The 22,770-nt window shown below is 33.5% G+C and carries 19 protein-coding genes and 1 tRNA gene; 6 read left to right on the top strand and 14 right to left on the bottom strand.

Going from position 1 to position 22,770, the window contains the following annotated elements; genetic code table 11:
- Positions 1-66: 66 nt before the first annotated feature.
- The gene (locus I5M07_RS09605) at positions 67-1,122 is read right to left on the bottom strand and encodes an NAD(P)-dependent alcohol dehydrogenase (RefSeq protein ID WP_200106222.1); all 1,056 of its coding nucleotides are present in this window, start codon (positions 1,120-1,122) and stop codon (positions 67-69) included.
- A 13-nt stretch (positions 1,123-1,135) separates the two neighbouring features.
- The gene (locus I5M07_RS09600; RefSeq protein WP_200106221.1) at positions 1,136-1,540 is read right to left on the bottom strand and encodes a cupin domain-containing protein; all 405 of its coding nucleotides are present in this window, start codon (positions 1,538-1,540) and stop codon (positions 1,136-1,138) included.
- A 192-nt stretch (positions 1,541-1,732) separates the two neighbouring features.
- On the opposite strand from I5M07_RS09600, the gene I5M07_RS16060 reads away from it, so the two are divergent.
- Positions 1,733-1,888: a hypothetical protein gene (locus I5M07_RS16060; RefSeq protein ID WP_317191320.1), complete on the top strand. Its 156-nt coding sequence runs from the start codon at positions 1,733-1,735 to the stop codon at positions 1,886-1,888.
- A 128-nt stretch (positions 1,889-2,016) separates the two neighbouring features.
- On the top strand, positions 2,017-2,625 hold the full coding sequence (locus I5M07_RS09595; RefSeq protein WP_317191319.1) for a helix-turn-helix domain-containing protein: 609 nt from the start codon (positions 2,017-2,019) through the stop codon (positions 2,623-2,625).
- Between the two features lie 163 nt (positions 2,626-2,788).
- Here the strand turns inward: I5M07_RS09595 and I5M07_RS09590 are convergent, their stop codons facing one another.
- Both I5M07_RS09590 and I5M07_RS09585 read right to left on the bottom strand, forming a co-directional pair.
- Positions 2,789-8,101: a malectin domain-containing carbohydrate-binding protein gene (locus tag I5M07_RS09590; RefSeq protein ID WP_200106220.1), complete on the bottom strand. Its 5,313-nt coding sequence runs from the start codon at positions 8,099-8,101 to the stop codon at positions 2,789-2,791.
- Positions 8,102-8,519: 418 nt separating this feature from the next.
- Positions 8,520-8,594, bottom strand: a tRNA-Val gene (locus I5M07_RS09585).
- A gap of 189 nt (positions 8,595-8,783) precedes the next feature.
- Here I5M07_RS09585 and I5M07_RS09580 point away from each other — a divergent pair.
- Both I5M07_RS09580 and I5M07_RS09575 read left to right on the top strand, forming a co-directional pair.
- The gene (locus tag I5M07_RS09580) at positions 8,784-10,571 is read left to right on the top strand and encodes an ABC transporter ATP-binding protein (protein WP_200106219.1); all 1,788 of its coding nucleotides are present in this window, start codon (positions 8,784-8,786) and stop codon (positions 10,569-10,571) included.
- A gap of 429 nt (positions 10,572-11,000) precedes the next feature.
- The gene (locus tag I5M07_RS09575) at positions 11,001-11,435 is read left to right on the top strand and encodes a hypothetical protein (RefSeq protein ID WP_200106218.1); all 435 of its coding nucleotides are present in this window, start codon (positions 11,001-11,003) and stop codon (positions 11,433-11,435) included.
- 25 nt (positions 11,436-11,460) lie between these two features.
- Here I5M07_RS09575 and I5M07_RS16105 read toward each other — a convergent pair whose 3' ends face one another.
- A complete protein-coding gene (locus tag I5M07_RS16105; protein WP_200106217.1) occupies positions 11,461-11,685 on the bottom strand; it encodes an Arm DNA-binding domain-containing protein in 225 nt (74 codons plus the stop codon).
- Positions 11,686-12,826: 1,141 nt separating this feature from the next.
- On the opposite strand from I5M07_RS16105, the gene I5M07_RS16100 reads away from it, so the two are divergent.
- Both I5M07_RS16100 and I5M07_RS16050 read left to right on the top strand, forming a co-directional pair.
- Positions 12,827-13,066, top strand: a complete 240-nt coding sequence (locus I5M07_RS16100) for a nucleotidyl transferase AbiEii/AbiGii toxin family protein (RefSeq protein ID WP_200106216.1) — start codon at positions 12,827-12,829, stop codon at positions 13,064-13,066.
- A gap of 40 nt (positions 13,067-13,106) precedes the next feature.
- Complete coding sequence (locus tag I5M07_RS16050) at positions 13,107-13,598, top strand: nucleotidyl transferase AbiEii/AbiGii toxin family protein (RefSeq protein WP_200106215.1); 492 nt, start codon at positions 13,107-13,109, stop codon at positions 13,596-13,598.
- 546 nt (positions 13,599-14,144) lie between these two features.
- On the opposite strand, the gene I5M07_RS09555 is transcribed toward I5M07_RS16050, so the two are convergent.
- The 9 genes from I5M07_RS09555 to I5M07_RS09515 all read right to left on the bottom strand — a co-directional run bounded on the left by I5M07_RS09555 (position 14,145) and on the right by I5M07_RS09515 (position 21,952).
- Positions 14,145-14,654 carry a hypothetical protein gene (locus I5M07_RS09555; protein WP_200106214.1) on the bottom strand — a complete coding sequence of 170 codons (510 nt, stop codon included), beginning with the start codon at positions 14,652-14,654 and terminating at the stop codon, positions 14,145-14,147.
- 4 nt (positions 14,655-14,658) lie between these two features.
- The gene (locus I5M07_RS09550; RefSeq protein ID WP_200106213.1) at positions 14,659-16,452 is read right to left on the bottom strand and encodes an energy-coupling factor transporter transmembrane component T; all 1,794 of its coding nucleotides are present in this window, start codon (positions 16,450-16,452) and stop codon (positions 14,659-14,661) included.
- Positions 16,453-16,471: 19 nt separating this feature from the next.
- Positions 16,472-17,998 (bottom strand): DUF4407 domain-containing protein, encoded by a 1,527-nt coding sequence (locus I5M07_RS09545; protein ID WP_200106212.1) that lies wholly within the window; start codon positions 17,996-17,998, stop codon positions 16,472-16,474.
- Positions 17,982-19,229, bottom strand: coding sequence for a DUF4407 domain-containing protein (locus tag I5M07_RS09540; protein ID WP_233622009.1), 1,248 nt, complete (start codon positions 19,227-19,229; stop codon positions 17,982-17,984). Before I5M07_RS09540 ends, I5M07_RS09545 begins: the two co-directional genes overlap by 17 nt.
- Positions 19,226-19,771 (bottom strand): hypothetical protein, encoded by a 546-nt coding sequence (locus I5M07_RS09535; RefSeq protein ID WP_200106211.1) that lies wholly within the window; start codon positions 19,769-19,771, stop codon positions 19,226-19,228. The genes I5M07_RS09540 and I5M07_RS09535 overlap by 4 nt, the downstream gene beginning before the upstream one ends.
- 87 nt (positions 19,772-19,858) lie before the next feature.
- Entirely contained in the window at positions 19,859-20,290 is a 432-nt protein-coding gene (locus I5M07_RS09530) for a hypothetical protein (protein ID WP_200106210.1), read from the bottom strand.
- Positions 20,291-20,293: 3 nt separating this feature from the next.
- Positions 20,294-21,097, bottom strand: a complete 804-nt coding sequence (locus I5M07_RS09525) for an endonuclease/exonuclease/phosphatase family protein (RefSeq protein ID WP_233622008.1) — start codon at positions 21,095-21,097, stop codon at positions 20,294-20,296.
- 19 nt (positions 21,098-21,116) lie between these two features.
- Positions 21,117-21,326 carry a hypothetical protein gene (locus I5M07_RS09520; RefSeq protein WP_200106209.1) on the bottom strand — a complete coding sequence of 70 codons (210 nt, stop codon included), beginning with the start codon at positions 21,324-21,326 and terminating at the stop codon, positions 21,117-21,119.
- A gap of 74 nt (positions 21,327-21,400) precedes the next feature.
- On the bottom strand, positions 21,401-21,952 hold the full coding sequence (locus I5M07_RS09515; protein WP_200106208.1) for a hypothetical protein: 552 nt from the start codon (positions 21,950-21,952) through the stop codon (positions 21,401-21,403).
- Positions 21,953-22,770: the final 818 nt, after the last annotated feature.

Here is a 22,770-nt window from a genome sequence, read left to right as displayed (position 1 = left end):
TGTATAAAAAAGTTGCAAATATTTCTAAATTAAAGATTTGCAACTTTTTTTTTGAAATTGTATTGATTATTTTAAAGTAGCCATATCAATAACAAAACGATATTTAACATCACTTTTTAGCATTCTTTCATACGCCTCATTGATATCTTGCATTTTGATTATTTCAATTTCTGAAACAATATTATGTTCTCCACAAAAATCTAACATTTCCTGTGTTTCGGCAATGCCACCAATCAAAGAACCTGCTACAGATTTTCTTCCCATAATCATTGGAGCGCTATTTAAAAATGGATCTAACGGTCCTAAATAACCCACTAAAACAAGTGTTCCGCTAGTGTTTAAAGTAGTAACATACGGATTGATATCATGAATATTGGGTACTGTATCGATAATTAAATCAAATTTTCCGCCAACTTTATTCATCTGATTTTCATCAGTAGAAATAACAACATTGTGCGCTCCTAAATCTTTTGCATCTTGAATTTTATCTGGCGTTCTTGAAAACAAAGTAACTTCGGCGCCTAAACCTTTAGCCAGTTTTACAGCCATGTGTCCCAAACCTCCTAAACCAACCACAGCAACTTTACTTCCTTTTCCAACTTTCCAATGACGAAGTGGTGACCAAGTAGTGATTCCGGCACAAAGTAGTGGAGCTACTGCAGCCAAATCAAGATTTGCTGGAACTTTTAACACAAAATCTTCCTTCACTACAATTTTTTCAGAATAGCCACCAAAAGTTTGTCCGCCAAGGTGTTTATCTTCTCCATTATAAGTTCCAACCCAGCCATTCAAACAATATTGTTCTAAATCGTTTTTACAACTTTCACAAGTCTTACAAGAATCAACCAAACAGCCCACTCCGGCTAAATCGCCTATTTTAAATTTGGTTACATTACTTCCTGTTTTAGTGATTTTACCCACAATTTCGTGACCAGGAACAGCCGGATACATTGTGCCTCCCCAATCATTTCTTGCCGTGTGCAAATCAGAGTGACAAACACCACAATACAGAATTTCTATTTCAATATCGTTTTCGGTTACAACTCTACGCTCTATATTTAATCCTTTCAAAGGTGTCTCAGCAGCCTCTGTTCCAAATGCTTTTGTACTTGTAGTTTCCATGTTTTTATTTTTATTAATCTGTTATAATTTCGCTATTGTATTCCTTTTCGGTTACGGGAGCCAACCATTCCGTTTTATCGGTTGCACTATCTGGAATCATGGCAAAATGTCGCATCGCAGTCTTATGCGAAGCTCCGTGCCAATGTTCTACATTTTCTGGAATTTGAACAACATCTCCGACCTTAATAATTTGAATCTCTTTTCCTTTTTCTTGATAATACCCAATTCCTTCTGAAACAATCAATATTTGTCCGTTGGTGTGCGTATGCCAATTAGTTCTTGCTCCGGCATCAAAAGATACGATTGCCATTATGGTATTGTAATCTGCTACGTCAAGCAACATATTCACATTAACATCGCCAACAAAATAATCTGCTGGTACTGGATTTCCTTTTTCTATGAACGAACTTTTTTTCATTTTTTATATTTTTAATTCGAGAGATAAAATTGTATCAAACCTAAATTCACAACTACAAATTTCTTGCATTTAAAATCTCTTTCAGTTATATAAATTACTGTTGTTAGTACCATTATTACTGATTTCAACCAAACACCTAATTACTTCATAATTTGAGTATTATATTTGTATAAATAAATTTAAGAAAAGAATATGGAACAGTTTATAAAACTCGAAAAGGTTTCTGAATATAATTCTTTAATCGGAATTGAAACTAAACATCCATTAATCAGTGTGTTTAACAATTCTACCACTAAATCATTACCTAATCGTTGTAAAATACATTTTGGTTTTATGCCATTTATTTAAAAAGGGGGAATTGTGGCGAATTAAAATACGGTAGAAACAAATACGATTACGATGATGGAACACTTGTTTTTATTGCTCCCGGTCAAGTCATAGAAATTAATAATGACGAGGATTACCAACCAACAGGATTGGCACTTCTTTTTCATCCTGATTTAATTAAAGGAAGAACTTTAGGAAAACAAATGAGTCAATATTCGTTCTTCTCTTATGATTCACACGAAGCACTTCACTTGTCATTGAAGGAGCAACAAATAATCAAAGATTTATTCGAAAAATTAGAATATGAACTCAATCAATCGATTGATAAGCATAGTAAAAATATAATCACCAATAATATCGAATTACTTTTGAATTACTGTGTTCGTTTCTATGACAGGCAATTTATAACGCGTGAAAATATTAATACAGATATTTTATCAAAATTTGAGAACCTGTTAAATACTTATTTTACAAATACTGCAAAAGAAATTGGATTGCCATCTGTTGGATATTTTGCAGATCAATTGCATCTTTCTCCCAATTATTTTGGTGATTTAATTAAGAAAGAAACAGGGAAAACGGCTCAAGAACACATTCAATTAAAACTGATTGATTTTGCTAAAGAGCGAATTTTTGATACAGACAAATCCGTTAGTCAAATAGCATTTGAATTGGGTTTTAAATATCCACAGCATTTTAATCGCATGTTTAAAAAAAATACGGGATATACACCAATTGAGTATAGAAGTTTGAACTAATATTTCGAATTAAAATCAATTATTAGTTTAAACTTCTAATTACAAAAATTAATCGAGAATTTTACCAATCAAATCATATCTATAAAAATACAGCGTAACCAGTAGGATAGTTTTGTTCCCTACCCACTTTTCGAGATACCGACCGAAATTCAAACACTAAGATTTATTCCCTTATTATCAAATTCTTAGAGTAACTTTTTCCTAAATTAGTTTTGAAAACTATTAAATAAACTCCTTCAGCTAAACCGGTAATATTAAATTTAAGACTCCCGGATCCTATAGTAATATCTATTGCCTTATGCTTAGTCATCAACCTTCCATTTATATCAAATAATTCAATTGAGTCAATTTCAAAATCATTTGTTCCATACAAAATATGAACATCGGAATTAGTTGGATTTGGAAATAATTTTATCCCCTTAGTTGTGTTCACTTTAAAATCATCAATTAGATTATCTGAACTCTGTATAGATCCATTAAATTTTGTTTCGGAAGAATTTACTGTTTTATTAGCTATCGAATTTGACGCCAAACCAATTATTTCTAAAGCAGAAAGTTTAGCTTGGTCTACTCCTCCTACCGACGCTAGTGCAGAAAAAGACAAGTTCAATACTCCATCTACCACCGTCACAGGGTAACTTTTGGTTACTACTGTCTGAGCACCAACTTCTGCAAATATATCATAGTTATCAAGTACAAGTACTCCTTCCATTGTAACATCAAATATTCGTCTGCCTGATCCACCAGGTCCTCTACCAGGAACCCCCCAATAAAGTTCAGCAAAATGAAGTATTACGGTATAATCTCCATTAGGTACAGGTAAATTGTAGCTAAAAACTTTCGATAAGCCACTTCTTTCGGTTTTATAGAGATCCGGAACCAATGCCGAATTGTTGTTATATGTACTTCCTCCTGTAAAGTTTTTATCAGCTTCATATAAAATACCATTATGGGTTATTGTAGGACCTCCTGCATTGAGGCGTAAAACAAAATCTTTTGCTGGTGGTGTTACCTCTATAATTATACTCTTAGTGTCCTGTAATCCTTCAGCATCCGTAACGGTAAGAACTGCTGTATAAGTTCCTGAATCATCATAGATGTGTGTAGGGTTTGCTGTTGTTTCACTGATACTTCCATCTCCAAAGTCCCATAAATAGCTTGTTATACCAACATCGTCTGTTGAATTGGCACTTGAAAAATTAACTGTTAAAGGAGCACTACCGTTGAGTGATGTTGCACTAATTACAGCAACAGGGGGTGTGTTTTCTGGTGTGTATGCGCTTCCTAATATTTCTAAAGCTGATATTTTGGGTTGGTCTATACCTCCTATGGCTGCAAGTGCCGAAAAAGATAAGTTTAAAACTCCATCTACAACTGTGACAGCAAAACTTTTAGTTGCGATTGTTTGGGCACCAACTTCTGCAAATATATCATAATTATCAAGTAATAGTTGCCCCTCTATTGTAACATCAAATATTCGTCTGCCTGATCCACCAGGTCCTCTTCCAGGAACCCCCCAATAAAGTTCAGCAAAATGAAGTATTACGGTATAATCTCCATTAGGTACAGGTAAATTGTAACCAAAAACTTTCGATAAGCCACTTCTTTCTGTTTTATAGAGATTGGGAACCAATGCCGAATTGTTGTTATATGTACTTCCTCCTGTAAAGTTTTTATCGGCTTCAAATAAAATTCCGTTATGGTTTATTGTAGAGCCTCCTGCATTGAGGCGCAAAACAAAATTATTTACAGAGGGTGTTACCTCTATAAGTATGTTCTTTGTATCCTGAATTCCTTCGGCATCGGTAACGGTAAGAACAGCCGTATAAGTTCCTGGATCATCATAAATGTGGGTTGGGTTTGCCATTGTTTCGTTGATACTTCCATCTCCAAAGTCCCATAAATAGCTTGTTATACCAACATCGTCTGTTGAATTGGCACTTGAAAAATTAACGGTTAAAGGAGCGCTACCCTTGAGTGGTGTTGCACTAATTACAGCAACGGGAGTCCCGTTTTCAGATGTGTATGCACTTCCTAATATTTCCAAAGCAGAGAGTTTAGGTTGATTTACCCCTCCTACAGCTGCAAGTGTAGAAAAGGATAAATTCACTACTCCGTCTGTTACCGTCACAGTATAGCTTTTAGTTACACCTGTTTGAGCTCCAACCTCTGCAAATATATCATAATTATCAAGTACTAATTGTCCTTCCATAGTAACATCAAATATTCGTCTGCCTAATCCACCAGGTCCTCTTCCAGGAACCCCCCAATAAATCTCTGCAAAATGAAGTATTATCGTATAATCTCCATTGGGGACAGGTATATTGTAGCCGAAAACTTGTGATAAGGAACTTCTTTCTGTTTTATAAAGATCAGGCACCGAAGCTGAGTTATTGTCATAAGACCTTCCTCCGGTAAAGTTTTTATCAGCTTCAAACAGCAATCCTTCATGAGTTACCTCTGAACCACCTGCATTGAGACGTAGAAGAAAATATTTTGATGTAGGACTTACATTTACAGTAAAACTTTGCTCAATAAAATTATCGTCTGCATCGGTAGCTCTTATGGTTATATTTGATGAGGCTGGAATTGTTTCTGGAAAAGTTAGATTTAATGCATTATTGGTTATAACTGTTCCTACTGAATTATTACTATTCTGTACTATAGAAAATGTCAAATCTTCAGATCCTTGGTCATCCGTAAAATAGGGTCTAAGATCTAATGATTCAGGATCCGCTCCTGTAAATTTGTCAACATCAGGTATTTCTGAAATTATTGAAGGCTTTTGGCTTATAACATTCAAAAAATCCCAAGATCCTTCTAATTCTACTCCACTTGCACCTGAAGTCCCTATAAACCCTACAGCTAAGTCTTTATTACTAGATTGAATTGCATTTAAAATTGCTCCTTGAGCTGTAACGGTTGTGATAGGTATTCTCGGATTTGAATCTATACGGTATTCTAGTTTGACTTCGCCAGTTTGCGGATTCACAACAAAATAAAAACGGATGTTATTTAAGGGTCTGTCTTCTACTGCAAGTGGAACATTGATTGGTGTTTGTGGTATATCTTCAATTTCTTGTAAAACGGTAAAACCATTTACAGTAACTACAAATTTTATATAATTACTCTGTGTACCATCTCCAATAAAAAACCCTAGTTCTCCATTGTTAGCTGCTGTATTACCGTATAACCTGTAGGAACCACCACTAAAACCATTCATCCCTCCAATTACCGTAAAAGGATCTGTGTCTGAATCTACCCGAACTCCATATTGATAACCTTTTTCTTGATTGTTTGAAAGTCCGAGAGCAGTACCTGATGTCATATGTGATGTCATGATTCCAGGGGCTCCTCCCAAAACATCATTGGGATTGGGATCGTGAGGGTCATCCCTTCGATCAAGCCAATTCAACCAATTTAGTCCTGTATCTCCATTATTCATAAGGCCTGTCATTCCTAATCCAAAAATTCCCCCTAGATAATTTGGATTGTTAAATAAATCATTTAGAACAGGAATTGTGAAGGCTTGATTTAGCGGTTGTTGAGGATTTCCTAATTGAAAAGGATCTTCTGAGTCAGGAATACCATCTGCATCGTCATCAGGATCATTATAATCTGAAATATACGGTGGACCAACAATTTTATCAAAATCGTTACTAGGTTGAGAGCCTCCATTGCAAATATCAGTTCCATTATCAATCTCATCTTGATTGGTATAACCATCACTATCATAGTCTGCTTCAGGATCATAATCAATACGATCAGGCTGTAGGCATACCAAGCCATTTTCTTGAGGCTCCAATACTACAATCCGCCCTCCAGTGGTACCTGCCCATACTGTTCCAGGGAAAATCTCGTTATCTCCATTGCAAACTAAGCCTAGAATATAACCTCCAATACCCGATAAAAAATTAGGTTGTAAGATGCTCGAAGTACCGTCTTCGGAAACTATAACACGTTTAATTTTTCCACCACTGTGACCAGCTAAAAGGTTGCCTTTTAACACTCCGCCAAAATTACTAGCTGTGTATTCGTCTATAGGATTGGTATTTGTTTCCCAAATAGTTACTGGGTTGTCATCTGGTCCATCTGGGTTGTCAATACCAGGGCCACGCCAGTCTCCTTCTACTGGGTTTGCAACTTGCACAGGTGGCCAATTAGCAGGAAGCCCCTCATTGGGATTTGTAGTTGAATTGGGTTTTGAACCATCTGGGTCATAAATTTTAGTTCTCCAAATGGGTGAGCCAGCAACTCCCAATACACTTGAATTGTCTGTATAAAGACCCGCTCCTTGAGGATTGGCTCTCAAGGGATTGGGATGACCTCCATAAAAACTATTAAATTGATAGGTATCCAAATTGGTAGTAATTAACTGTAAATGATCTTGATTGTTAATATACTCACCTCCAGAGGCTGATGTATCACCTGGTTGCACGGGATTGTAATTGTTGGTAACATTTCCTGTCCCTTCATTTTCAGGAAAACCTCCCCAGCCCGGGTTAGCACCATTGTCGGTAACATATAAAGCACCACTTTCAGTTACAATTGCACCATATGCATTTCGATAGCCTGGCGACAAAATTTGCACAGGACCATCAGGTACTATTATAGCCATATTAAGACCATCATTACCTCCAAAGGGGTCATTTATATCCTTACCGTTATAACCAATGTCATCTGGATCATCAATACCATTACTATTTGGACGCGTCGGATCATCTAATGTGGGAAGATCATAAATATAATTTCTTCCATTATCATTTGAGATAGGAAGTTGATTTAACTTATCTAAATCTATAGCGAGAACAGCTGCCGAAAGTGCAAATTCACAAGAATATACAAAATTAGTAGAGGGTGCGCCACCATTAGTAAAGCCACCACTACAACCTAATAGATAATGAATACCTTTTATAGTAGCGAGTTGTAATCCACTAACCATATGACTTTCTTCAGAACGAGGAAGACCTCTTACAATGTCAACTGCATCCCAAGTAATTCCGTTCCAAGAATATCTTGTAATAACCCCCGAATTAGTATCTAACCCTGTATCTAATCCTGAATCCCCATTTCCCGCATTTCCCGCGCCTATTCTTATATCACTTGAACTTACATAAAAGACTGGACTTGTAGCTGTGCCTCCAACAGCAATACCTGTAGTTTCTCTTTCACTTCTGTTGTACATTGATCCGTCATCATTATGATCTTGTATGGTAAAGATATCTTCAATTATCTCCATGTTAGTAACATTGTAATTTGTAGCACTATTTCGCTGGATAGTTAAAATTTTTATAGAACCATCAATTTCAATAACATACAGTCGCCCATCTGGACCAAAACTCATTCCGGTTATGAAACCAGGAACATTAAAATTTTGGCTGAAATTTAAATTACTTTGACTAAAATTTATTTGTGAGTGCGAAGATTGTACAATAGATACAAAAAATATAAAAAACAAAACTATTTGCTTTACCAAGTAAGTATTATTAAAAGTCTTCATTTTATCAAATTTTAAAATTATAACATAAATTTATGGTAAAATCAATAAAATAATCACTTTTTACACATATATCGGGTGAAAAGTACAATTAAATCGTTAAACATAATATTTTAACTTTTTTTTTACTTTTGAGATCTAAAATTTTCTGTTTTTGGTATTAGTAACCTTTATTCGTCTTAACTAACATATAAAAAAATTCATTATTTAAGCTTTTAAATCTCAATTTAGAGGTGTCAGAAATATCGAATTCTTCCTTTTTAGACTAACTAATATTTATGCGTAATTTTTGCTACTCCACAGGTTTTGGGATTGATCCTAGAAAAGTAGATTTTTTCAGGAAGAAAAAAAAACAAAAAAACTCCAAAATCAAATGACTTTGGAGTTTAAAATTTTGTGGGCGATGAGGGGTTCGAACCCCCGACCCCCTCGGTGTAAACGAGGTGCTCTGAACCAGCTGAGCTAATCGCCCTTTCTTAATGGTGTGCAAATATACAGCTAGAAATGGGAATTGCAAACTATTTACCAAAAAAATAAAATCTTTTTTTAATCCATTTCATTTTTAAACTAGAAATCAAAAAGTTAACTCGATAATCGAAAACTACTTTTTCTTTGTAGTGAACTGCTATAGTTATACCTTTGCAACTATAAAATTGAAATAATGGCACGATTTAAAGAAAACGACCTACCTAAAGCGAAATTAAACTCGAGTTCGCTTCACAAAGCATTGAGAATCTTTAATTACTCCCAAAATCACAAATGGAAATTCTTTTTAGGCCTCCTTTTTTTGCTACTTACAAGCGCTACCGCATTGGCTTTTCCAAAATTAATGGGAATGTTAGTCGATTGTGTCACAGGAAAAGACATTGCTAAAGCCAACGAAATAGCCCTAATGTTAATGGGAATTTTGGTATTACAAGCCATTTTTTCTTTTTTCCGAATTTCTTTATTTGTCAACTTTACCGAAAATTCACTTTCTAATATTCGTTTTGCCTTATACGAAAATTTAGTAAAATTACCCATGACTTTTTATTCGCAAAAAAGAGTTGGCGAATTAAATAGTCGAATCAGTGCTGATATTGCCCAATTGCAAGATACTTTTACTACTACCATTGCCGAATTCTTGCGCCAATTTATTTTAATCATTGGCGGATTTATTATTTTGGGTAGCATTAGTCCCAAACTTACCCTCATGATGTTGGCAATTGTGCCTTTGGTTGCGATAGCGGCGGTTATTTTTGGCCGTTTTATTCGTAAATACGGAAAAAAAACACAAGATAAAGTAGCCGAAAGTCAAGTAATTGTAGAAGAAACATTGCAAGGAATCACCAATGTAAAAGCTTTTGCTAACGAATGGTACGAAATTGAACGTTATAAAAACAAAATTAGAGAAATTGTAAAAATTGCCATAAAAGGTGGGAAATACCGAGGTTATTTTGCTTCATTTATTATTTTATGCCTTTTTGGATGCGTGGTTGCTGTGGTTTGGTACGGCATTACGCTAACCATAAAAGGGGAAGTAGAAGGTATTGGCGACTTAATTTCGTTTGTTTTATATACGACTTTTATCGGTGCTTCTTTTGGAGGAATTGCCGAAATGTATGCGCAAATTCAGAAAGCTGTTGGTGCAACTGAACGAGTTTTTGAATTATTAGATGAAACACCTGAGAAAATCAACACGAATTCTTCAGTGGTTGTCGAAAAAATTTCAGGTAATGTTGCCTTTCAAAATGTATCCTTTTCTTATCCCTCTCGAAACGAAATTCAGGTTTTAAAAGATGTTACTTTTACTGCCACTTCGGGACAAAAAATAGCCATTGTAGGACCAAGTGGTGCCGGAAAATCTACCATTGCCTCTCTCCTATTGCGTTTTTACAATATTGATAATGGCGAAATTATAATCGACCATAAAAACATTAATGCTTATGATTTAGAAACCTTAAGAGGAAATATGAGCATTGTACCACAAGATGTTATTCTGTTTGGTGGAACCATTAAAGAAAATATTGCTTATGGTAAACCTGATGCAACGGAGGCCGAAATTTTACAAGCTGCCCAACAAGCCAATGCACTTCATTTTATTGAAAGTTTTCCCGAAAAAATGGAAACCTTGGTGGGCGAACGCGGAATCAAACTTTCTGGAGGACAACGACAACGCATTGCTATTGCAAGGGCTTTACTGAAAAACCCGAGTATTTTAATTTTAGATGAAGCCACTTCATCGTTGGATAGCGAAAGTGAAAAATTGGTTCAAGAAGCTTTAGAAGTTTTGATGGAAGGTAGAACCAGCATCATCATTGCGCATCGATTGGCAACCATTCGAAATGCGGATCAAATTTTAGTTTTGGATAACGGCAAAATTACGGAGAAAGGTACTCATCACGAGTTACTGAATTTAGAAAATGGAATTTACAAAAACCTTAGTCTTTTGCAGTTTAACCATAATTAAATGGATATAACTTTTATAAAATGAAACAAAGCCTTGCAGAAATTGCGGGGCTTTGTTTTTTTTGTAAAATAGCTTCTTCTACAACCTATATTTTTTTAGCGAGTTCAAATCAACTTCCTAAAATAATAGAACGCTTTACTAAAATTATATAAGTAGCAGCTATTATTATTCGCTAATTTTAACATACACAACAAGATAGTATAAAAGTTATTTAGAAGTTGTCTTATTTACCAACAAAGTATAGTAAATGTACCGAACCCATTTAAACGAAGATCACGGGTTGTCAGGTTACCGAAGTAGCTGTAAGGATGTAAGCGCTTTCCACCCGTTCGTGCTTATTTAAAAGTCTACGTCTTCATTTTTAGGAGATCAGCCACACAGTAACAAAATGGGTTTCGGTTCATTTTTTAATCCATAAACGTAAAAATTATGAATACAAATAATTTATTAGCAGGTCTAGGCGGCGCATTAGTACTTACATTATTAAATGAATCACTTAAAAAAGTCAACGAGGATATGCCCCGAATTGATTTAGTAGGAGAACAAGCCATACAAAAAGCAGCCACCCATTTAGGGTATGAAATAGATGATGTCGATTCGTTAATTGGTACCGCCTTAGTTGGCGATATTATTAGCAACGCCACTTATTACAGTTTGATTAATGGCGAAGGAAAAGAATTATGGACCAAAGCAGTATCATCGGGTTTATTAGCTGGCTTAGGAGCCATTAATTTACCAAGTAAACTCGAATTGAATGATGCGCCCGTTGCCAAATCAATGACAACAAAAGTGTGGACCATGGGCTACTATATGATTGGCGCTCTCACTACTGCAACCGTATTGCAGTTTTTGAAAAAATATTGAGTTAGAAGGTAATTTAAAAATGGGATTAGTACCTTATTGAGTTTGTAAATTCATTTAGTGTTCGGACTTCTAATGAATTTCCACTCATTTTGGACGTTTTGGGATTCCATTTGTTATATTCTACAAATTTTGATGTTGATAGTTCTATTCGCTTTCCATCAACGGTAATTCTAGTATAAATTGGCACTAACCCATTTTTATTACTTTTTTGATTCTTTGCATAAAAAAGAATATTCACTTTAGTGTTCATATTTCCATCAATTTTTTATTACTTAATTTACGCTTTTTCAGGTTCAGTAACAACATGTCCATTTGCTGTACTCCTTGTGTTTACAGGCTTTGACAAAGATTCTGGTGACCCTATTTTGAAATTAGTTTGGGTAACCGAATTTATCACCTGACATTTGCGATTTATTGAATAAAAATGCTGAAATAAGGTTCTTATCTGAATTACAAAAAAATGGCTTATATCTCTTGATTTTATACATAAACGAGACTGAATAAACCCCTAAAGTCAATAATAATAATAAGGGTTTTAACTGTTTTATCTTATAAAACATTAATAAATACAAGTCAAAAAAAAATCCATCAAATCATACGATTTAATGGATTTTAGAAGAAATAACTTTTTAAAAGTGGAGTCGATGAGATTTCAATCGAAAACCTTATTCCTATTTTAACATTCTTAGAGAAGCTAAAAAAACAAGAATAAATAACTGATATTCAATTGTTTACAAAACCAAAAAAGAGTAATACTATTTTTTAATGAAAGCTAATTTACAAAAAATATTAAGTTTACAATTTTACTTATTATATAAATTTATTTTTAGTTTTTTAAAATTATTTTCCTAGTTAACAAAGTGGTTCGGAGTACAATCGAACTCAATTTTCATCCACCTTTTAACTCTAATTGGGTACTGCAAAGTATTAAATTTTAATTTCAAAAAAGTTGGAATATTTCAAACAAAGTTTAGAATATTATATCAACTGCTATAATCTTATTTTGTTATTAGACGTCGTACAAATGAAATATTATTAACATCTAAAAAAACCTAAAAACACAGTAAAGTTCAAAATTAAGTACAAACTACATCCGATTTCGGATAATAGTTTTAAATTACATTTAGTAGAAGAAAAAACAAAACGTATAGCCGAAAACCAAAAAAATAGATGCACAATTTGTATATAATCATTAAAAAATCTTTTAAGTTAAATTGTCACTAACTCAGAAAATTTCTTTTTTTGAAATGATATTCAATTATCCATTTGATTTTCAATAAGTTTCTTATATGGGAGCGATTTTTATAAAAGATTCGCGGGAATAGCAGCCCTGTATTTGTTAGGATAATATTTATTCTTAGTTTTTTTGAAGTTATTCACTTCATTAAGAAGTGAATAACTTCAAAAAAACCTTTATATATTTCAATTTTGAACCCTTTTATGTCGGAACTGCTCTCAGTATATTTTATGGACTGGATCGTTTCTCAGAAGACCTTGATTTTTCATTATTGAAGGAAGATCCGGATTTTTCTTTGGAGCCCTATTTTGAATTCATAATAAATGAATTTAAAGCCGCTGGTATGCAGGTAAGCATACGGGAAAAAGAAAAGACAAAAAAAAACCAATGTTGATTCCGCCTTTCTTAAATCCGAAACTGAATGGAAGGAACTAGTGCTTAAAAGTATCATCAAACAAGAAGGAATAAAAACAACCAATAAAACTATAAAAATTAAAATTGAAGTAGACCGCCTTCCTCCTCTAGGATTTGAAACCGAAAACAAACTTTTGACCCGCCCATTTTCCTTTTATGTAAACTGCTTTGACAAGCCGAGTTTATTTGCTGGTAAAATGCATGCACTCCTATTCCGAAAATGGAAAAATAGAGTAAAAGGTCGGGACTGGTATGATTTCGAATGGTACATAAAAAAAGGCATTCCCTTAGATCTGCATCATTTTACGCAACGAGCCAAAGATACTGGAGACTGGACAGAAGCTGAACTTGCCAAAGAAGACATCCTTATACTGTTACGTGAAAAATTTAAAGCAGCCTCTTTTGATCAAATAAAAGCTGACGTTATTTCCTTTATCAAAAACGAAAACGTGCTTGCAATCTGGTCAGAGCAGTATTTCAATGATCTATTGGAAAAGCTACAATTTAAATAGATATTAGAATAGAATCTATCTTACGACTGTTTTAGTTATTTATTTCAATCATCAGATATCTAGCAATATAACCCCTTAAACCTTTTTGCTACAATGGAAGCAACGGAATTCATGGAGTGCTACATTATAGCAAAGTGGTTGTACCGCTTTCATGCAAAAATGCGTTTGCGACCGTAGGGAGGAATGGCATTTTTGCCACGCTATATATAAACAATAGGATAATGACAAGGCAACTTTTTGACGAATAGTAAAAAGAAACTTCTATGATTTTGGTGCTTACATAACGGAACATATTCAATAATAAGGACTCCCCTCTTTTGAGCCAAATTTTTATTATTAATTCACATTAATATTCAAATGTTGCTGTAACAATTTCAAAAAATATTTTATTCCTTTTTAAAATACGTCTTACTATTTTTATTTCTTTTATTATAATTCCTGTGTCATTCAAAGAAATTTCACTGATAAAAAACTCGCCCCGTATTAACTGAAACGTTCCCAGATATTTTTTTTAATTATATTTCCCTTGAAATTCCTAAAATGCAATTAATGATAAAATGGTGCATGAACAGCTGGAATAAACCAATCCAATAAATGTTGGTAGACAGTTAGTATAGAAAATGCTAATCCTAATAGAACCACTCCTTTTATTAAGAAATAGGTAAAATTATCGTTGGTCATTTCTACCGCTTCTAAACGCTTACCAAAAACCGAAATAAGAATACCGTTGGATATGAAGTAGGTTGAAAATGTAAATAAAAAGGTAAATCCAACAAATACGATAATCTTCTGCATCACTTCCCAAAAGGTATTATCGACAGTTTTTGAATAAATAAGTATTTCGATGGTATTTTCAATAGCTTCTAAAGCAGGTTTTAGGAAGATGAAAAAAGCAATAAGAATTGCCATTAACCAAATCGTATACGAGGTATTTACTTTAGGCTCATTATTGACTAGTGCAAATCGTTTACGGCTAATAAAAGAGATGGTGTAAAATAGTAAAACAATAGCGCAAATTGCTACAATTGATGTAAAAAATAAACTTTGTTTGTCCATAATATTATTTTGATTTAAGAGATATTCTCCAGTTATTTAAATTAGCTATTTCATTTGGAATTCTTCCAGGTTTCGCATTGGGTGTTGTAGTTTCCCACATTACATATCGCTTTTGATTGTAGGCATACACTGTTCCATTTAACGGCAGATTAATTCCTATGATAGAATGGCTGTAAAACTCACTGCTTAATACGACTACATCATAGTTGTAATGTGAGAAAATCGTATACAACAATAGGCTTCGCGTATCACAGTCACCTTTTAAATTGGTCAAAAATTCGACTGGTGTATTGATCCCAAATTTCTGGTATCCATCACACTCCCCTTTATTATTTTGCAGGTATTGTTTGGTGAACCAGTCCTCATATAACCTGGAGTCGCATCCGTTTTCCAAAACAATAGCATAAGGAATATCTTGAATAAAAGTAACTACCATTTCGGCAAACTTAATCCTGTCTAATTTATTTGCGTCACCGATACTATCAAAAAGCCTGTATAAACTTGGTATATTGTTTTTATCGTATTCCTTTAAATTGTGAATAATTGCATCGTAATCCTGCTTCGTTCCTTGTGTAGCTTTTAAGCCGTCTTTATGATAGTGTGCTCTTCTAAAATCACTTAACTTAATACTATACTTTCCTTCATAGGTATTACCACCATAGTCATTCCAGCTTCTGAACCGCGTAATAAGACTATCATGAAGAATATTATTGTTTGTATTATCATTATCATCAATATGATCAGGAATGGGTGCTAGCACCGGAACAGGGACATTTCTTTCTCTAGGTAAATCTACTACTGGTGATGGTTGATAGGGTAGGCGACTTCTTGAAAAGTCATTGATCAACAAGCCTATGAAACCCAATATCATTAGCACTCCAAGTATTCTAAAAATCCATTTGAATAAAGTAGGTAGTATTCCGAGTAATAGTATGAATAAATAATAACCTACAAGTATGAGTAAAATTGGCCATAGTTTGATCAGGAAAAAGGCTGCTATAACTACTGCTAGAATTCCTAAAACTTGACCTAAACATCCTCCATAGTCAAAAGAATCGTTGTATTTAGCACTACCGGTATAGGGATTAGAAATCGAGTTCGAAGTACTTGTGTACTTCCAATTCCCCCAAACTTTATCGGGATGATTTGCACAGAGGTATTCTTCTCTGGTATAATTTCCTTTGGTTTCTACCTTCCCTGTTTTTACCTTACTAGGCACACAAAGTAAAGGATTCTTTCCATTAGGTTCCTCAATGTTATCTACTTCTTCTACAGCAGGGATGTATTCAATTTGTTCGATTCGTTCGTAATCAAACACATAACCTGTAATGAAAGCGTTGAAGGTTCCAAACACTTCTTCACCTTCAGTTTGATGGTATTTTCGATTAATTTCAAATTCAAACAGTTGTGGTTCTAGGATATTAACTCCAAAGTTTCGGTTGTCAGCTTTTACTTTTACGGGTAAGGTGTGTGGTAGCTTTTGTTTTGGAAAAACAATTCCCTTAATTGTATTACTACTTAGAACATTGGTAAAATCATTAGGAAACCTAAAAGCAATGTCTTTTCTAAAATCATCTTTTGAATTACATAAAACCTCAGCTTCATAAATTTCAAATTCATACAAATAGGAAATATCCGAATCACTCGGGATCTTATCCCCTCGATATTTACCACTAACCACACCTTTGATGTATGTTTTTCTAGGAGTTAAGATTTCTTTCGTGCATTTAATGTACGACTGCCCATCCTCCCCCACGAACGGTTCTTGCTTAATAATATTAATTATCTGATTTTGCATTTGGTATTTAGAACACTATTTAATTACCGTTTTGGTTATAAATAAAATCGAGTAAGTCGCTTTCTGTATTTTTAATCTTAATTGTTTGTATACGCTTTGTCCTAAAAGGCATATCTAACCAATACTCATACTTTACGATGGTTTCGTCTTTATATTCAGAACTAATTTGCGATACATACTCTTTACATAAATTTACATCTACCTCTCTCATTTTTTCAATAAACAGATACAATCTTGACCACGAAGCCTGATTGTAGTTAAAATTTTTATCCGTTAAAATTTCTGAAAACTTACTTTTGGTTTGCTCATATTCTTCTAGAATAATTCGGTGCTCTATCAACATTCGATGGAAGTAATAATCTGATGTTTTAATATTGTTTATAGCAATTGTTTTAATTTTTCGCTCTAGCCAATTAAAATCTCGTGTATTAATTAATTCTTCACGTAGCCTCACAATTTCAGAATTTGTACTATTTTCCCTTTTAAATATTGCAGAGGACACGTCACGTACTTTGTACTTAAAATAAATTGGTAATAAAAACAACAGACAAACCAAGCTACTAATTATCCAAGAAGCTTGATTATGCATCAAGAGTAGCTGAATTGTTTTGATGTAAAAATTACTTTTTTCTAACAATTGGGAAAGCGAATTGTAATTATCGAGTTTCTTTTGTACCAAGTCGGCTAAATTGGCTTGGAATATTTTATAATCATCTCCAATACTCCCATTAATTTGAAAGGCTGTTAATTGCTGCATAAAATACTGATCAGAACCTAGTTCCAGATTCAGTTGACTTTCAATATCTTTTAAAAGTCTTTGCTTTTTCCGTGATTCTTTTTCATTCAAATACCAATTTTCTTCCATTACCTCCAATTGCTTAATCCTATTTGAAACAAATGCGATAAAAGCTTGGTCAGCGACAATTTTATTATTTACAAAAAGTAGGTTCCTATGGATATTCGGTGCATCCTCAGGAGTTACTTTTTGAATGATTCTTTGATTGAATTCGCTTAATCCTTGCAATTCCTGTTGAATCAACGTTTCATTAGAAAGCGTGTATAACTTAACTCTTTCCAAAATTTTATGTTTTTCTAATTCAAGTTCAACCGAGGAAGAAAGAAAAGCAACATTTAAAGGCTGGGCTGTTATTACTGCCAACAATGACATAAAAGCTAATCTTAAGCACATAGATACCGTTAAGAATTGCGTTTTTTCACTAGAAATTTTCTCTCCCATTCCCTTTTTCTTTTTTGAAGATAGCGGAATAATTGTTGGTGATATGGTGTGTAACAATAAAAGATAAAGATTTACAATAACGGCACCCCAAATAAGTCCCATCGGTAAACTTACCCATTTGGCACTATCAAATAATGATTTAGTAAAAAATGTCGCACTTAGAAAACACCCTATAAAGATGCATACTACAAAAAATCCTAACAAAGCAAACCTAGCCTGAATTTTTGTACTGCACTTTTTTAAGATGTAATTATCTTCTCCGGAACATGTAAAAAGAAAGCGTCTGATGTCATTAGTTGTTTTGGACATTTTCTTGAGCTGAATTAATATAATGATCTAGATTCTCATCAATTTTTTTCATTTCTCTCTCCTTGTATTTCATTACGGCATACTCGGTGAGCTCTTTTTGGATTTCGGTAACTTTAATCTTTTCAAAGATGAGCTTTTCAGCTTCATGGTTAATCGTTAAATGCTTTTCAACACCTTGTTTGTCTTTGTAGTAATCGTATTTTACTTCTATACCATAATCTGCCTTTATTAATTCATCTCGATTTTCAGCTAAATAATCATAGGTTGTCTTTGTAAGCATCAACTTGAAGAAAATTGGAGTTAACTCGATAGCCATAAACAACAAGGTAATGAACAATGAAATGGTGAATCCAGCTACTTCATGAGCAATTTTAATACGTTCTAGTAAACCGTCAAGTCCATTTGCTATTTTCTCATTATTCCCTCTTTCATTATCCTTCTCTAAGCGTAATTGCTTTTTCTTAGCATTAAGTTCATCTAATTCGGCTTTATTGGTTTGGTCAAATCGAGCTAATTCGGCTTCTAATTTTTCTTGTTGCGCTTTTAAAGCTCTCGCCACTGGACCTTCACCTTGTCCTCTACCTCCTAAACCTTCGGCGGTTTCTTTACGGTATTGCAATTCGTAATTTTTGATACGATTTAATAAATCTGCCCTTTGGGTTTCAATTTTACCAAAATCGGCAACTAATAATTTTTCACGATCGGCATAAGTTTTATCTACTTTAGCCTGATATTCTGCCTGTTGTTCTAACTGCTTTTCACGTAATTTAATATCAATTTCGGTTTTAAACATTCGTATTTCAACGGGTTTTGAAATAGTCATCGCAATAATCGCCCCCATTATGATACGGGGTAAAGCACTTTTTAATTCACCGATGGTAATTGCTTCCGTACCATCTCCTTTACCGGTACTGGTAACTATAAATCTATCTATATTGAAAATCATTAACCCCCAGATCACGCCAAAAAACAATGAAATTAAAAGGGTTTGTAAATCAACAGGATTATCAATTGCCGAACCACGAGGTTCAAAAATGGTATAAAAGGCATATCCTCCTGCGATCCCTGCTAATCCACCGGTAGCAAATACTATACCCCCTAGACACATGTATTTAATTTGATCGGAATAGGTAGCTCTCTCTAGTAAATACCTATCACCACCTGCACATTTCCAAAGAAAACGCATTAAAGGACTCGCCTTAGGTGTTTCATAATAATCTCTTTGTTTCATAGAAAATCTTGGTTTTTAAATGGTTCGAAATTTATATTAATTGATGCTCTTTTGATAGTGATATCCGTTAAATTACAGCTAGGCTGCTTATGAACAACTTTAATTTTTTTTTGTTTTACGGACAACTCTGGCGGAATTAATTCAATAAAAGAAAGATCCTTAAACTCAGTTTTGAATAAGGATGAATTAATTGATCCAACTTTATCCAAATTAATTGTAATGGTCTCCTTTTGAGAATACCCAAAAACTTCTATCTCGATTTGATGGTATGGAGTATCTTCTAAATTTAAAATTATTGGTTTAGCGAAATGATAACTTTTAGTATTATCAATTTTATACCAAATCGCATTTTTAAAATTTAACTCGAGAAAGAAATAAGCATTGTCAAAATGCCACTTTTTATAGTAGTTAATTTCTAATTGTACAAGCGCACGGTCTTTTTTAAAAAACAATTTAGTGGTTCGTAACAACTTTATCCAGTAGAACTTTAGCGGAATTCTAATTTTCTGTTTATTAATTCTATGTACTCTTTCTTTGACCATTATTTTAACAACGATTTAAATACCTTTTCAATAATTCCTTTTCGTTAATGATTTTTAATCTCTTTATAAAAAAATGACATTATTAATTTACCGTACCCTTAAATTCAAAGTATCACCTTCTATGTTAACTGCTTGTAACCTTCCCTGACCTACCCATTCCAATTTAACAGAAAATTCGGTCCCATTTGGCGTTAAAATGATACCTATACCATATTTACCTTGCATACTAACATTACCTGTCACCTCTTCATCTTTATTATTTTTACCAATAACATCATAATTGTATTGATATTCACCTGATGTACCGGTGCGATATTCATACTTATATTGTTTATCCTCATGATAGGTTGGATCATCTACAGGATTATCATATTTTACAGCTTTTGTTGAAACAAAAGATTGTATTTCCTGCGTAGGTTGAGAATCTTCTCGAGGATAAGAATTAGAAGACTTCTTTTCTTGACAAGCAAGAAGGCTTAAAAAAAGAAATGATAATGAAAAAAGTAAAGTTTTATTCATAGGCTATTTTAGTTTAAATTCTACCCAAATGGGAATATGGTCTGATATCTCCCTTGTTTTCTTCATCGAGGGGAAATCTTTATAAAAATGAATTACACCAGATTTCTGAACCTCCACTTTTAAGCTATCAAAGAAAATATTATCAAATTCAGACGCTAAACATTCCGAATCTTTACATTCCCTTTTCAACGAAGTCTTTTGTTTTTGGAAAACAGATCTATAACCGCTTTTCTTTAATGGGATAAACACAGTATGGGTTTCAGGACAATTGAAATCCCCCAAAAATATAAGATTATGCGTTAGGTACTGATTGGGTAAAAATTTAAAATACTTGATTTCAGTCTCGGGCTGCATGTTTTTGGTTATAGCATGAAAATTCGACAGGGTAAAATCTTTACCTTTGTAAAGAAAAGTACAATAAAAGGGTTCCCTATCTATTTCCTGCTGAAACTTTTGCTCCAACCAAGCCTTACCCTTATGATTTACAGTATATGTATTCCATATAAAAGCATAACGCTCTGTTTTATAACTACTCCCTGTAGTTGGTTGACTAACCAGATACTTCCAATGACCTTTATTACTATTTAAAATAGCAGTCAGGTTGACAATACTTGCTACTCCTGAAGCACTCGGCACTACCTCCTGAATAGCTATAACATCAAAATCTCTTATTATAGAAGCAATATATTCTAGATTCTCCTTTGATTTTGACCCGCCTATATTCTCAATATTCCAACTACATATTTTAACTTGGGAATAGACTAAATCGCGACTAAACAAAAGACTTAGCACTAATAAAGTTCTCAAAAAGCAAAACTGTACCATATTAATCTTCCCAACCATAAAGAGTTAAACCATACCCTTGTGCTTCTTTTAAGGTCACTTTTTTAACTTCGTGGCTACAGGCACTTAAGCCTCTACAACGCTCTGAGTAGTGGTACTTGTTAGCTCCTTTCGCTCCACAGATATAAACCTCTGAAGCTCTATAATTGGGGATGTAAAAAATAAAAAGTAGTGAGAGTAAAACTGATTTCATGGTATTAAGTTAGATTCTAAATATATTGTTTTTCTTATATTACTTATAAAATAAAAAAAATCTAGGGAGCAAACCTATCCCTTTAATTCTTCTATTTTAGACTTTGCACCATTTAAAGAGTTGTCTAATGATTCTATATCATTTATAAATAAAGTATTGTCAGATCCATACTTTTCCAATTTCAGATACCATGAAGCCTTTCCTTTACTCACATAATAACCTATCTGAAAACCATCAACCGTAGTAAATTTATTCTCTAAATAATCAGAATTCATTTGAATATCTTTATCCAGATCTCCTTTAAGACTATTTAAGGCGTTGATGACTTCAACTAAATCAACATACTCGATCGAAGCTGTAACACTAGTATATTTACCCTGTTTTTCAATTTGATAAAAGTAAAGGGAGGTATTTCCACTAATAAGCTTCCTAACACGAGCTTCAGACACTGTTGAGAATCCAGACTTAATTTGTGGTAAATTATAGTCAATGAACTTGGTTAACACACCCGTTTTTGAAGTAAAAACATCCATTTTTGTTTTTACCAATTGTGCATCTTTAACTGTTTCCTGTCCCAAAACAAATGAACTACATAAAACTAGCCCTAAAACAAAATACTTTCTCATTTGTTAAATGTTTATATTATACTATTGATTATAATCACTATAATTCCCATAAAAACAAGTAGCGCCATACACCCGCTATTTTTTGATCGGCTAAACCTGTTATTATAAGAAACTCCAGAAACTCCTGTTTTCACCGAGTACCCCTTTTTACTTATTGTTCCTACTTTAGTCCGTAAACTTGGAGAAATACCAGAACCACTTATATTCAATCCTAGTCCTCCTCCAAGATTAACCCTTTTTCTCACACGAAATCCCATGTATAATCACTAGCTCGTATGACAACTATTAGAACATATCTTACAACCATTAGATTGAGAATACGTTTTCTTTGCTTCTACCACTGCATCTTTACAATTCGAAAACTCTCCTAAATACTTTCTATTGAAAATACTAGGCAAGTAGGTACAGTATTCTGTATGAACTTCATGATCTCCATTTGATTGCTTTTTTGTGTTAACATAATATTTCATAAATCAAGTTTTTAATTAATAATCGTTCTGCTATTTCATTTGTATTTATTACTTTTTTAGAAGGAAGAAGTACCTAAAATTCGTCGGTAAAAAGGTATTTTTTTAAATACTACCATTTTCCAGTAGTGTTTATCTTGGTTTGACATTAAATCCAAAGCATCGACTTTCTGGTTCTACATAGATTGAGACGCTCTCCAGTCTCACATCTCCCCATCATCCTTGCGTTGCTTAAGCTGGTTCTACTAATTGCATTGGTAACGTCTGCTGAGATTCCTTTTACTGCTTTTTATAGATTTCACAAACGGTACTACTTTACATTCCATATTATTTTTATAAAATTTATATTGT

Source organism: Flavobacterium agrisoli (genome assembly GCF_016522065.1).
Lineage (GTDB): Bacteria > Bacteroidota > Bacteroidia > Flavobacteriales > Flavobacteriaceae > Flavobacterium > Flavobacterium agrisoli.
This window is presented reverse-complemented; position numbering and strand designations above follow the sequence as displayed.